Raw genomic sequence first — 13,709 nt, 5'->3', positions numbered from 1 at the left:
TTGTAGCTTACAAAAGGCAACCAGCCTTTAACAAAATACGTATTAACTGTACCACCAACTGCTGCTGAATCAAATTGGAGCTGAGCTTACAAGAAATACACGAACTGCTGGAAGGTTGCAAAAGCAATAACCGGAAGGCACAACAGCGATTTTATGAATGGCTGAAAGTGTATGCCGTGAATATTTGCTACCGTTACGCATCCAATCAGCAGGACCTGGAAGAATTGGTGAGCGAAGGTTTCATCAAGGTTTATAAGAATATCCATCTGTATGATGCAAGTTTGTACGGCTTAAGCGAAGCCTCCTTCAAAGGCTGGTTTAAACGGGTTTTGATCAATAATTGCATCGACTGGCTACGTAAAAAGCATCCGCCTGCAAGTCAGTTTACAGAGTTGGAGCTGGTTGATCGTGCAGATAAGACTGCTGATGCACTTGACCAGCTGAGTTACAAAGAAATCATCGAAGCAGTGCGGGAATTATCGCCGATGTACAGAACCGTATTCAACCTGTTTGTGATTGAAGGTCATACACATGAGGAAATAGGAAGCATGCTGGGGATTTCTATTGGTACATCTAAATCCAACTTGTTTAAAGCCCGGGAAGCGCTGAGGGCTATTTTGAAAAAAAAATTTAATCGCCAAGCATATGCCTGAAGCATGGAATGACGATATAGAACGTCTGGGCAGACAAGCTGCCGAGCACTATCATCCGGATGCGGCTGCACCCGATTGGCAATTGATTGAGCAAAAGCTTGACCTGGTTATGCCGGTAGAGAAAAAGAAACGCAGAAGAGCCATCTTTTTCTGGTTATTCGCCGGTATCAGCCTTTGCATTGCTTATGGTATTTATGAACTGAATCCAACTACGGTACTTCCTGATGCACAGCCTGCGGCAAGCAAAGCTGCAGAGACACAGAATACGACACCTACTAAATCTGTCAACATAGAAAAAGTCAGAACTTCAATAACACAGAACAATACTGCACAAACGCAAGCTTCAACTTTTATCACCGCTCAGCCGGATAAAAATAGCACAAGTAAAAAAGTCTTTTCAATCAATATCCGAAAAAACATAACCCCTGAAGCACAAGTTTCTGATGCTTCATACAGCAGTAGAAAAACAAACACGAACACTACCGCAGTTTCAGTTAAAGGCATATCCCGAAATAGCTCAGTATTTATGGACGATACAAAACCGTCTAAACTAAACAATAAGGTTGAGGAAAAAAGTACGAGCACTGAGCAAAGTACTGACACTTCTATTGCAAGTAGCACTTTACAAAAGAGTGCCTTAGAAAACCCAGCTAATAACTTAGACACAACGCCTTCATCACCAAAAAAGATTGAACCAAAAACAACCAAGAAAACTCCTTCCAAATGGGAAATCGGGCTTGTTTATGGAATGGATGCCAGCACTGTAAAGTTTAAGTATTGGGACCAACCTGGAACCAACGCAGGTATTGTTATAGGTATTCCGCTCAACAATCACTGGAGCTTAAGAACAGGTGCTATCATGACGAGAAAGCAATACAAAGTTGCAGGTGAAGACTACACTTTGAAAGCCTACTGGCCCAATGCTAAACTTTATTGGGTAAATGGCTTCTGCGATATGTGGGAAATTCCAATACAATTTAGATATACCGCTCAGCCCGAGAAAAAATGGAGCTGGTTTACAGCAGCAGGCTTAAGTAGTTATTTGATGAAAAAAGAAAACTACAATTATTATTTATCTGTCAATAACGGGCAACCATACCTACGACATGTTGCGTATGATACAAGCAGGAATTATCCGATGGGGATAGCATCTTTCTCAGCAGGCTTACGTGCACGAATTCATGAAAGATTGTTTTTTGAAGTAGAGCCTTTTGCACGACTGCCACTCGGAGGTGTAGGTTCCGGCAATATCAAACTGATGAGCTTAGGCGTTTACACCAGCCTGATCATTCGACCATTCAACCAAAGTAAGAAACAATAAAACCAACTAACCATGAAGATGAATAACCCGAAAAGGTTATACAAAACCTTATTGCCCATACTCATCGTATGTCTAGTGTACAGCTGTTCAAAATCTGGCGGAGACAGTACCCCAGCACCAACACCAAACCCGTGTGCTGGTATTACCGTTACAGTTACAGCAACAGTTTCGAATGTGACAACCATAAATGGAAATAACGGCAGTATTGCAGCAAGCGCTACCGGTGGCAGCGGATTCAGCTTTAGTATCAACAATGGCAGTTTCCAGTCATCCGGTACTTTTAGCAATCTCACAGCAGGTGTGTACACAATTACGGCACGTAACAGTAATGGCTGTACCGGAACTGGTTCATTTACCATTACTGCGCCAGATGTATGTACTGGTAAGACTATTACGATAACTGCCAATACAACCAATTCAGACCCCTGTGCAGGAACGGGCAGTATCACTGTTTCAGCAAGTGGAAGTACCGGCTTCACTTATAACGTGAATAATGGCACTTTTCAATCGAGCAATGTATTCAGCAATATTGCTGCTGGCACACACACAATTGGTGTTAAGGATGCTGATGGCTGCTTGAAGACAAATAGTTTCACCGTAAGCTCAGTTGCTGCAGGAACTCGTTTTACAGACGTAAGACAAATCATTCAGACAAACTGTGTGAGCTGTCATGGAGGCTCCAGTCCGCAAAATGGTATTGACTTTAGCAAAGACTGTGTAATTGTGCAACAAAAAGACCGCATTAAAGCAAGGGCAGTTGATGGTAACCCCTCATTCATGCCTACAGGCGGACAACTCTCAGCAGCAGACAAGAATAAAATTACCGCCTGGGTTAATGCAGGAGGTAGATTCATTGACTAATCAATCCAGCTAGACTAACAATCAACATAACTATGAGGACTGCTGATCTTTTAAAATGCGCGACATTTTTGTTTTTTACGGCGATCTATGCCTGCACGTACAAGAAGGGCGCAATTAGCTTGCCAGGAAATAATAGCTGCGACACAACCAGCATAAGTTATCAGACGAATATTGTTCCGATTCTACAAGCCAGCTGCTATAGCTGCCACAGTGGAAGTGCCAGTCTTGGAGCAGGCATTAAGCTGGATACTTATACTAGTGTTCGTACTTACGCAACCAATGGTTTGCTACTTAATTCGATTCTACACAACGGCCTAGCATCGAATATGCCCAAAAATACAAGCAAATTACCAGACTGCTCTATCAATAAGATTCGCGCATGGATCAATAGAGGCAGCTTAAATAATTAACCATCAAAACTTGTATGATCACACGAATATTATTGAGCATACTATTGCTAACTAACTGTTTAGGATTATCAGCCCAAAGGGTACTCAGCTCTAAAAATGGCATAATTAAATTCAACGCGAGTACACCAGTTGAAACTATACGTGCCATTAATCTACAGGCTGAAAGTAAACTAGCTGAGAAAACCGGTCAATTGGTGGTATCTGTTTTGATTAAAGGATTCAAATTCGACAATCAATTGATGCAAGACCATTTCAATGAAAACTATCTGGAAAGCACTAAGTATCCAAGTGCAGTTTTCAAGGGATACATTAATAAGATGCAAGAAATTGATCTTTCTAAAAATGGCATTTATCCAATCACAGCAGATGGCACACTTACCCTACACGGCGTAAGCCAGCGTGTGATCACAAAAGGTAATGTCATGGTGAACAGCGGCGGAGTAACCATTGAAAGCATATTTAAAGTTGCTTTGAGAGATTACAACATTAACGGTTCCTATATCGGCGATAAAATTGCACGCGAAGTAGAAGTGAGCGTAAAATGCAAATTCGACTAAACAAACCTATTATGAAGCAAATCATAACACTATTGTTATTCTATTCTGGCATCACAGCTCCGCTGATAGCGCAGGAGCGCGATCTTTTTAAAGAGATGGATGAAGCGCAAAAGTCCAACCAACCAAAAGAACTGGTTATTGCTACATTTAAAACAACTCGATTGGTTAACGGACATACCATTGAAAATGTGGGCAAGGGTATTCTGGATTTTAAAATCAGCCACCGTTTCGGCAGACTGAACCAAGGCGCATATGATCTCTTTGGTTTAGACAATGCCAGTATGCGTATGGGGCTAGATTATGGAATATCAGATAGGCTCATGGTTGGCTTTGGCAGAAGCACTTTTGAAAAACAGTTTGATGCTTTTCTGAAATACAAGATTCTTCGCCAAACCACAGGCGAACATGCCATGCCTATCTCTTTGAGCTATGTATTCACAGGTATGCTGAAAACGCTTAAGGAACCAGATCCAGCCGTGAAATGGAGTTTTTCAGATCGACTCTATTATGCCCACCAGTTAATCATTGCCAGAAAGTTTTCAGAAGCCACTGCCATACAATTGATGCCAACCATCATACACTATAATTATGTACCGCAAAGCAACGATCCAAACGACCTTTTCTCAATAGGCATCGCCGGCAGACAAAGACTTTCTAAAAGAGTGCATCTCACCAGTGAGTATTACCATCAAATCAATCAACTCAGCGGCTATTACAATTCGCTCTCTTTCGGCTTTGATATAGAAACTGGGGGCCATGTTTTCCAATTGCAACTTACCAACTCAACGGGTATGACAGAACGTACGTTTATTACAGAAACTACCGGCCGCTGGGGCAAAGGCGATATCCATTTTGGCTTCAATATTTCCAGAGTATTCACTTTGGTAAAATCCAAAGAACTCAAGCAGAACTGGTAATACCCTGTTAATTTTCCGGATTTCGAACAATTCATGTACATACATGTAATTATTGTATTCGTATCTTTACACCGCAAACCGCTCACATGAAAAAGAAACTAATTCTGGGATTCCTGGCTGTTGTAGCATTAGGTATTCTTGGTATCTGGTATTTTATCTTCTACCGTCCTACACACTTTAAAAGAGATGTGGCTGATGAAAAAGGGATAGCTGTTACCGCGGCAGCACTGGTAAAAGCCTATCAGGAGAATGAGCCCAATGCCAATGTGCAGTACCTCAACAAAGCACTTGAAATCACCGGAACAGTAAGTGAAGTAAAGCCTGATGCGGAAGGCAAACCAACGATTACACTTAAAAGTGAGGATGAATTCTCTAATGTGTACTGCACATTAAAGCAAGAAACACCCGGTATTGAAACGGGTAAAACAATCACCATCAAAGGGGTTTGTACAGGCTTCTTGAGTGATGTAGTTGTAATTGATGCGATAGTAACCAAACAATAAGATCAAGTATGTACAAGCAATTCTGGATGGGCCTGCTACTGATGGCCGCTACAACAACCGTTCAGGCACAGGTTTTACAGACGAAAGCCGGACAAATCCGCTTCTTTTCTTCTACCCCAACTGAAGACATTGAAGCCACTAATAACCAAGCCGTATCCAAGCTGGATACAAAGACCGGCGCCATGCAGTTTATGGTGCTCATTAAAGGTTTTCGCTTTGAAAATGAATTGATGCAGCAGCACTTCAACGATGATTACCTGGAGAGCAGTAAGTTCCCCAAGGGTGAGTTCAAAGGCAAGATCACCAATATCGCTGCCATCAATTTCGCGAAAGACGGTACTTATCCTGCCACTGCAGAAGGTGATTTGATTATCCATGGTGTAACCAAGAAAACCAAAGCAACCGGTAGCATTACCATTACCAAGGGTAAAGTTTCCCTCAAGAGTGTGTTCAAGATTAAGATAACAGATTTCAATATCAGCGGCAGCGAGATCGGCAAAGCCATCGCCAAAGAGCTGGAAATCACTGTTACAGCAGCATATTAATACCCCCAAGTATTGGCTGTTCTGTACAAACAGCCTAATTTCGCAACCGGAAGGCGGATTTGTTTATTGTTCGGCCTTCCGGTTTTTCATGGTTGTACCGCAACCAACAGAACTAATAAACGCCCGACTACTGCCCCCCCGTCAGTTTCCTGCGTTAATTAGGTTCTATTTGGTTGCCGGCTGAACAGCATGGCCCAACACCTGTTGTGTCACTCACTGCATCGGCAACAACCAGCCCAGCTAAATACAAACGAATGAACATCAGAGAAGAACTGAGTAAACGCATCCTGGTCATAGATGGTGCCATGGGCACTATGATCCAGCGGCACAAACTGGAAGAAGCCGATTACCGCGGCGAGCGTTTCCAAAATTGGCATTGCGATGTAAAAGGCAATAACGACTTGCTCTGCATCACCAATCCGCGCATCATCATCGATATCCATAAGCAATACTTGTCTGCAGGTGCCGATATCATCGAAACCAACACCTTCAGCAGCACCTTCATCGCGCAAGCAGATTATGATATGCAGGAGCTGGCTTATGAACTCAATGTAGCTGCTGCACAATGTGCAAAAACTGCTGTGGCTGAATTCTTTGCTAATGGTCCAGTTGAAGGCAGAACCCACGCTTATGTAGCAGGTGCTATCGGTCCGCTCAACAAAACACTGAGCCTTTCACCAGACGTCAACAATCCCGGCTTCCGTGCAGTTACTTTTGATGAAGTAGTAAAAGCTTATACAGAACAAATTCGCGGACTGGTTGACGGTGGTGCAGATATTTTATTGATTGAAACCATCTTCGATACCCTCAACGCCAAAGCAGCCATCTTCGCTATCAAGCAATTCTTCCGCGAAACAGGTAAGCCTGAGCTGCCGATCATGATCAGCGGTACCATCACCGATGCATCGGGTAGAACATTGAGCGGACAAACACTTGAAGCTTTCTATGTATCTGTGATGCACGCCAAACCATTGAGTGTTGGTCTCAACTGTGCACTCGGTGCCAAGGAAATGCGCAGCCATATTGAGGAACTCTCGCAGATCGCATCATGCTATGTATCTGCTTATCCCAATGCCGGTTTACCTAACGCCATGGGCGAATATGATGAAGAACCGCATCAAACTGGTCATTTCTTAGAAGAATGGGCCAAAGAAGGCTTTGTAAATATTGTAGGTGGTTGCTGCGGTACTACGCCCGACCATATTCGCCACATCGCACAGCATGTGCGCACCATTACACCAAGACCATTACCTGTTGTAGAAACTGCTTATTAGTATGCCAACAACAATCAAACCATACCTGCGCCTTTCCGGACTTGAACCACTAATTGTTCGCCCGGAGACCAATTTTGTAAACGTAGGTGAAAGAACCAATGTAACCGGTTCCAAGAAATTTGCACGCCTCATTAAAGAGAATAAATACGAAGAAGCTTTATCTGTTGCCCGCCAACAAGTAGAGAACGGTGCACAGGTATTAGATGTGAACATGGATGATGCACTACTGGATGGTGTACAAGCCATGACCACATTTCTGAACCTCTTGCAGAGCGAACCGGATATTGCCCGTATTCCGATCATGATCGATAGCTCTAAGTTTGAGATCATTGAAGCAGGATTGAAATGCGTGCAGGGTAAATGTATCGTGAACTCCATCTCCATGAAGGAAGGTGAAGCCAAATTCATTGAGCAAGCATTTATCTGTAAAGCATTTGGCGCATCGGTGATCGTGATGGCTTTTGATGAAAAAGGCCAGGCAGATACCAAAGAAAGAAAAGTAGAAATCTGCCACAGGGCGTATAAAATTCTGACGGAGCAAGTTGGCTACGATCCGCAAGACATCATTTTCGACCCCAATATTTTCGCTGTTGCCACAGGCTTGGAAGAGCACAACAACTATGGTGTTGATTTTATTGAAGCTACCCGCGAGATCAAACAATTGATGCCGCTGACCAAAGTAAGCGGTGGTGTCAGCAATCTTTCTTTCTCTTTCCGTGGTAACGACCATGTACGCGAAGCCATGCATGCGGTATTTCTCTTCCATGCCATCAAAGCCGGCATGGATATGGGTATTGTGAATGCGGGTCAACTCCAGGTTTATGATGAAATTGAACCACAGCTGCGCAATCTCTGCGAAGATGTGATCCTCAACCGCAATAACGACAACAACGAAGCCACTGAGAAACTGATTGCTTTTGCTGAAACCGTAAAAGCAAAAGGCAAGGAAGAAAAGAAAGATGAAGCTTGGCGTAGTGAGCCTGTTGAAAAACGATTAGCACACGCACTCATCAATGGTATTACTGAACATATTGATGCTGATACAGAAGAAGCCAGACTCAAATACCCCAGACCATTAGACGTGATTGAAGGTCCGCTCATGGATGGTATGAATATCGTGGGTGATCTCTTCGGCAGTGGTAAAATGTTTCTGCCGCAGGTAGTGAAGAGTGCACGTGTAATGAAGAAAGCTGTTGCTGTCTTAACACCTTTTATCGAGGCTGAGAAAGAAGAACGTCGCGCTGCACACGAAGCTGCAGGAACCACCAATACAGAAAGTGCAGGTGCAGCTAAGATTCTGCTCGCCACCGTAAAAGGTGATGTACACGATATTGGTAAGAACATCGTAGGTGTGGTATTGGGCTGTAATGGCTACGATATCATCGATATGGGTGTGATGGTGCCTGCCGATAAGATTTTGGATACAGCAGAAAAAGAAAATGTAGATATCATTGGCCTGAGTGGTTTGATTACACCTTCGCTGGATGAAATGGTCCATATTGCCAAAGAGATGAAGCGCCGCAACATGAAGCAGCCTTTGTTGATTGGTGGCGCTACTACTTCACGCATGCACACTGCAGTGAAAATTGCACCTGAATACGCCAATGGCGTGATACATGTATTGGACGCCAGCCGTAGCGTAACCGTTGCTGGTTCATTGCTGAATAAGGAACAGAAAGGTGGATTTCTAACTGAACTGAAAACAGAATACACCAAACTCAAAGAAAGTTTCGATAACAAGAAGTCTGTTAAGAACTATCTGCCCTACGCAGATGCTTTGCAAAAGAAAGTTGCGATTGATTGGGCGAACTTTCAACCAGTGCAGCCGCAATTTACCGGCACCAAATTAATGGAAGGTGTTAGTGTAGAAACACTGCGCCCATACATCGATTGGAAGCCATTTTTTATCGCTTGGGAAATGCATGGCAATTTCCCTGATATCCTGAATGATGCAGTTGTTGGCGCAGAAGCAACCAAATTGTACAATGATGCCAATGCTTTATTGGATAGAATCAGCAAAGAAAACTGGTTAACACCCAAAGGTGTGATTGGTTTCTGGCAGGCAGCCAGCGATGGGGATTCTGTACTAGTGAAAAATGGTAGTGAAACTACTACCCTGCAGTTCCTGCGCCAGCAGATTCAGAAAGCGGCAGATCAACCCAATTTATCATTGGCAGATTTCATTGCACCTGCAGCTGCAAACAAACAAGATTATATTGGTGCATTTGCTGTAACCATTCATGGCATTGAACCACATGTAAAAGCATTTGAAGCACAGCATGATGATTACAATAAAATCATGTTGCAAGCATTGGCTGATCGTTTGGCAGAAGCTTTTGCAGAATACCTGCACGAAGCTGTGCGTAAGCAATACTGGGGTTATGTACCTGACGAAGCGCTGAGCAATGAAGCTTTGATCAAAGAAGCATATCAGGGTATTCGTCCGGCACCGGGTTATCCTGCCTGTCCTGATCATACAGAGAAATACAAACTCTTTGCTTTACTGGATGCTACTAACCAAACAGGTATTTCATTAACAGAATCATTGGCTATGTTCCCCGCTTCTTCGGTGTGCGGTTGGTATTTTGCACATCCACAAAGCCAGTATTTTGGTATTGGTAAAATTCAACGCGATCAGCTGGAAGATTATGCTAAGCGAAAAGGCATGCCACTAGAATTAGTTGAACGCTGGTTAAGTTCAAACATCGAATAAATTCAATCCCCATAGCCCAATACATCGGGATGTGGGGATTTTTTATTGTTCCGTTTCATCTGAAGTTTCTTGCAAAACCTGACCGGATTTATCGCGCTTCATTTTAATGATGGGATTGTCCTTGGTTCCTGTTACTGTCATAGGAATACCAAAAATGCCGAGCGGTGGTAATCCAAGCCTGAACTTAAGGTTGAGTTTACCATCCAATGATACCTGTCCTTCAACTCTTGGTCTGAAACCGGCAACACGCATACGCGTACGCTCAATCGTGAGGATATTGTTGCGAATGGTTGACTTTAACTGAATATCTTTCAGATCAGGGTCTTTGATATCATTCTTGCCACTAGCTTTCGCAGCAGCATTGAATAGTTTAAAGCCATATACTTTCACCTGCTTCACAGACAACACACCAGCACCTTTCAGTGAGGGCATTACTGGAAACATATCTGCACCAAGTCTACCAGCTAGTTGATAGTCGAGCGAAATCAATCCTTGTGCTTTCTTAGCTGCAGGCATCATTTCGCGCAGCAGTCCAATATCTTTGTATGCTTTTTGTACATCCAAATCTGCCGTTTGTATATGGTAATCGAAATTGGCACTTAGTGGGGTAACTGGTGTGTAGCTAGCATTCATCGTAGTTTGTCCGCCAGCCATTATAAAGCCAGCATCTTTCATTTGCAGTATCCCATTTTTCAATAACACTGCCCCTTTGATTTGTGCCAAAGGAATGTCTTGTATGGAGGCCTTCTGTACCAATGCATTCAACTGAAGCTCCAGATTCTTAGGAAGCATGATAACGCCAGTTGACTCGGTTTGTGTAGCAGTTGTATCGCCTTGATAGGCCATCAATTCATCTAGCAAGAGCTTGTTAGAGGTGAAATTGAATTGCCCTTTTAATGCACCTTGATCCAAGATATAAGCAAACAAATTTGAGACTGATCCATTTAGCTGAATATCGCTTTGTCCATAATCAGCCTGAAAAGCATCGAAGCGTAATTTATCTTGTACAAAACTGAAGACGCCATTACGTATGTGTAAAGGCATCGGATATAAATCAGTACGCAAGTCCAGTTCCTTCACACGAATACTACCCGAATTATTCAATTGCGTATAGCGCTTCTTGAGTACATCACTTTGCCTGCCTTGTAAATGCACATCAGCAATCACTGTTCCATTAACATCATAGCCCTTGATAGCAAAAACCTGATAGATCTTACCAATATTCAATACCCCATTTGCATCAAGTAAATAACGGATATCTGTAAGATCTGCAAAGTTTGCTTTCAGCTGGAAGGGTGATTGCTCAAACAGCATACTTGCAGTAGGAATATCGATACTGAGGTCTTTGGTATTGGTAGTAGGGCATGCCACTTTAGTTGTTACCTGTATTTGCTCAATTGGGTTGGGATAATAAGGTGTTTTAATCCAGCCGTCTGTAAGCTTTGCCTCAAGTGTTGTGAGCGGGAATTGCTTTTTTTCAGGCTGATAGTTGCCTTTGACCAATCCATTCGCTTGCAGTTTCCCTTTCAGCTGTATTTGCTCAAGCGGATAAAACTGTTGCAATTCCTGTAATTGAATTTGTGCATCCAGACTGGCATCTACCGGTGTTTGAGCCAGATTGCCAATAACAGCCTTTGCCTTGAGATAATTTTTACCCGCTTTCACAGACAAATTATTGAGCGCGATACGTGTGTGTTGGTAAAGACTATCGGCACAGTTGACTGCAAGATTCAGTTGAATCTGCTCCACCTTACCGGGTAATGTATTGTAATGGAAACTACCATTTTCCAGAACTGCTAATGCATTGAATGCGGGAATACTGGTAATGATGGTATCAGGATGTATTTTTTTGTAATCGGGTCTGCGCATAAATTGACCTTGGGCATCAATAGCCAACTTCAATTGCCCGCTCACATCAAACTGTTGTATACCCAATGCTTTATCCCAGTTGCCCAGATCAATATTTGAGCGGATACGCATATCCACAAAGGGGTTATCGATACCAATTGTTTTGATCCTTCCACCGAAATAGTCTTTCTCTAACTGAAAAGAAATGGAATCCAGTTGTACGCGAAAGCTATCTGTGTTGAGTGAAGGCAGGGCTGTTTCCAGATTGACAAATAGTTTACTCAAAGGCATGGGTGCATCTGCATAACGGATATAGCCGTCGCGCACTTTCAGATTAAAAGCAAGATCTGGTGCTTTATTGTCTGCAGTACTATACAAACCTTTTAGTGAAGCATTCATGTCCACATAACCCTTTACACGGGTATCTTCCAGCCATTGCTTGTATGCCGGCGGCAAAGCTGTGAGTACATCTTCCAGATCTGTTTCCAGCGATTTAAGACTGAAATCCATAGCATACCCATTCTTCAAAAATTCAAATTTGCCATTGAACTCAACAGGTAGCTTATTGATGCGTAATTTGTTTTCCTGAAATATGAAAGCCAGTGAATTGGTATTGATTTGTGTAATCAGGTTACCCCGCACCCGCTTATCTTTCATATAATCGGTTCCATCGTAGTTGAGATCAAAATTGGCGATATCAATCGATGTGTGCAGATCGAAAATGGCTTTACTCAGGTCGCCTTTACCGGAATAATTCAGCCCTTCAGCAGCAATGCGGATGGGGATAGAACGGTCATCATATACCAGCTTACTATCCTGAATCACGATATGCTCTATTTCCAGCCTGGCAGAACTACTGTCTGAACTGGTTTTACTTGTATCGCTCCCTGATTTATAGACATTGTAATTAGCAGCACCGGCTTCATTTACCTGAACATGGATATCTGCTTTGGTAATAAAGAACTGATCAACGGTTACTTTGCTGCGCAGCAGATCCATTAGGTGAATACCGAAAGCCAATTCATGCCCGGCTATCAGGGTATCTTTTTCAAATGGTGCAGAACCTTTCAGACTGAAATCATACAAAGACAAAGTGAGTGCAGGAAAATGGCTGAAAAAAGACAGCCGTACTTTTCCAAAATCAAACTTGCCTTCGATATGCTGATTAGCCAGCTGCTTCACTTCCCGAGAAACACGTTCGGGAAAGAGATAAGGGATTAAAACTAAGATTAGTAAGAGGCCTACAATGATACCAAGAAACCATTTGGCTATTCTTACCAATCTCTTGATGAGATTGGGCATAAAACGGTATTACCCTTTAAAGATAATTAAGAATCAGGCAGCATGCTTTATGCGAAACAGATTATCAGCGCTTTTCAAATAGCCACCAGAGCTTTCGCCTTGGCTTAACTTGATAATTCTTGCGTACGTATTTCTGAATGTGCAGCATGGCCTCATCAATATTATCAGTAACCAAGAGTAAGTTCATATCCTCTGGAGAGATTGTACCCTCTTTCTCCATTAAATGGATATAGTCCAACAATGGCTTATGGTATTCTCTTCCATAAATGACTACCGGAAAATCGTTAATCACCTTGGTTTGAATCAGGGTGAGTGTTTCGAACAATTCATCCATGGTACCCCAGCCACCCGGCATGATGATGAATGCATAAGAATACTTTACAAGCAATACTTTTCTAATGAAGAAATAATTGAGTGTAAATGACTTGTGCACCCATGGATTGGCATGTTGTTCAAAAGGCAGTTGAATATTCACGCCTACGGATTGTCCGCCATGCTCAAATGCACCTCTGTTTGCCGCTTCCATAATGCCAGGACCGCCACCTGTCATGGTAGTGAAGCCCAACTCAGCAATACGCTTACCAAACTGCATGGCAGCCTGATAATATTTATGTTCCTCCTTAAATCTTGCAGAACCAAAGACCGTAATACAGGGTCCGGTAAAGTGCAGGTTTCTGAAGCCCTTAATGAATTGCCGGAAAATCTCCCAGGCAAATCCCAGTTCATTAATTCTGGGTTTTGGACCATCTAAATAAACTGACTCGCTTGACGGAATAATCCGCTTAATCTTATGTTTCTTACCCAT

The 13,709-nt window shown here is 42.8% G+C and carries 11 protein-coding genes; 9 read left to right on the top strand and 2 right to left on the bottom strand.

Annotated features, from left to right (window positions below; all coding sequences use genetic code 11):
• Positions 1–74 precede the first annotated feature (74 nt).
• The 9 genes from J0L83_12215 (at position 75) to metH (ending at position 9,754) form a co-directional block, all read left to right on the top strand.
• On the top strand, positions 75–653 hold the full coding sequence (locus tag J0L83_12215) for a sigma-70 family RNA polymerase sigma factor (protein MBN8665337.1): 579 nt from the start codon (positions 75–77) through the stop codon (positions 651–653).
• Complete coding sequence (locus J0L83_12210; protein MBN8665336.1) at positions 646–1,974, top strand: outer membrane beta-barrel protein; 1,329 nt, start codon at positions 646–648, stop codon at positions 1,972–1,974. The genes J0L83_12215 and J0L83_12210 overlap by 8 nt, the downstream gene beginning before the upstream one ends.
• 12 nt (positions 1,975–1,986) lie before the next feature.
• A complete protein-coding gene (locus J0L83_12205) occupies positions 1,987–2,835 on the top strand; it encodes a c-type cytochrome (protein ID MBN8665335.1) in 849 nt (282 codons plus the stop codon).
• Between the two features lie 424 nt (positions 2,836–3,259).
• Complete coding sequence (locus J0L83_12200; GenBank protein MBN8665334.1) at positions 3,260–3,802, top strand: YceI family protein; 543 nt, start codon at positions 3,260–3,262, stop codon at positions 3,800–3,802.
• 11 nt (positions 3,803–3,813) lie between these two features.
• Positions 3,814–4,719 carry a hypothetical protein gene (locus J0L83_12195; GenBank protein MBN8665333.1) on the top strand — a complete coding sequence of 302 codons (906 nt, stop codon included), beginning with the start codon at positions 3,814–3,816 and terminating at the stop codon, positions 4,717–4,719.
• A gap of 86 nt (positions 4,720–4,805) precedes the next feature.
• Positions 4,806–5,222, top strand: a complete 417-nt coding sequence (locus tag J0L83_12190; protein ID MBN8665332.1) for a hypothetical protein — start codon at positions 4,806–4,808, stop codon at positions 5,220–5,222.
• A 26-nt stretch (positions 5,223–5,248) separates the two neighbouring features.
• Entirely contained in the window at positions 5,249–5,767 is a 519-nt protein-coding gene (locus J0L83_12185; protein MBN8665331.1) for a YceI family protein, read from the top strand.
• 254 nt (positions 5,768–6,021) lie between these two features.
• On the top strand, positions 6,022–7,041 hold the full coding sequence (locus tag J0L83_12180; GenBank protein MBN8665330.1) for a homocysteine S-methyltransferase family protein: 1,020 nt from the start codon (positions 6,022–6,024) through the stop codon (positions 7,039–7,041).
• 1 nt (position 7,042) lies between these two features.
• Positions 7,043–9,754: a methionine synthase gene (gene metH / locus J0L83_12175; GenBank protein ID MBN8665329.1), complete on the top strand. Its 2,712-nt coding sequence runs from the start codon at positions 7,043–7,045 to the stop codon at positions 9,752–9,754.
• A gap of 42 nt (positions 9,755–9,796) precedes the next feature.
• Here the strand turns inward: metH and J0L83_12170 are convergent, their stop codons facing one another.
• Both J0L83_12170 and J0L83_12165 read right to left on the bottom strand, forming a co-directional pair.
• The gene (locus tag J0L83_12170) at positions 9,797–12,904 is read right to left on the bottom strand and encodes an AsmA family protein (GenBank protein ID MBN8665328.1); all 3,108 of its coding nucleotides are present in this window, start codon (positions 12,902–12,904) and stop codon (positions 9,797–9,799) included.
• A gap of 64 nt (positions 12,905–12,968) precedes the next feature.
• Entirely contained in the window at positions 12,969–13,709 is a 741-nt protein-coding gene (locus J0L83_12165) for a TIGR00730 family Rossman fold protein (protein MBN8665327.1), read from the bottom strand.

Source organism: Chitinophagales bacterium (assembly GCA_017303835.1).
In the GTDB taxonomy this organism is placed as follows: domain Bacteria; phylum Bacteroidota; class Bacteroidia; order Chitinophagales; family Chitinophagaceae; genus JAFLBI01.
Note: the sequence above shows the minus strand (reverse complement) of the source record. Positions and strands in the feature narration are given on the sequence as shown.

Coding starts and splice junctions, on each gene's coding strand:
- J0L83_12180 (MBN8665330.1), top strand. CDS start 6,022: ATGAACATCAGAGAAGAACTGAGTAAACGCATCCTGGTCATAGATGGT.
- J0L83_12185 (MBN8665331.1), top strand. CDS start 5,249: ATGGGCCTGCTACTGATGGCCGCTACAACAACCGTTCAGGCACAGGTT.
- J0L83_12205 (MBN8665335.1), top strand. CDS start 1,987: ATGAAGATGAATAACCCGAAAAGGTTATACAAAACCTTATTGCCCATA.
- J0L83_12200 (MBN8665334.1), top strand. CDS start 3,260: ATGATCACACGAATATTATTGAGCATACTATTGCTAACTAACTGTTTA.
- J0L83_12165 (MBN8665327.1), bottom strand. CDS start 13,709: ATGGGTAAGAAACATAAGATTAAGCGGATTATTCCGTCAAGCGAGTCA.
- J0L83_12210 (MBN8665336.1), top strand. CDS start 646: ATGCCTGAAGCATGGAATGACGATATAGAACGTCTGGGCAGACAAGCT.
- J0L83_12170 (MBN8665328.1), bottom strand. CDS start 12,904: ATGCCCAATCTCATCAAGAGATTGGTAAGAATAGCCAAATGGTTTCTT.
- metH (MBN8665329.1), top strand. CDS start 7,043: ATGCCAACAACAATCAAACCATACCTGCGCCTTTCCGGACTTGAACCA.
- J0L83_12195 (MBN8665333.1), top strand. CDS start 3,814: ATGAAGCAAATCATAACACTATTGTTATTCTATTCTGGCATCACAGCT.
- J0L83_12190 (MBN8665332.1), top strand. CDS start 4,806: ATGAAAAAGAAACTAATTCTGGGATTCCTGGCTGTTGTAGCATTAGGT.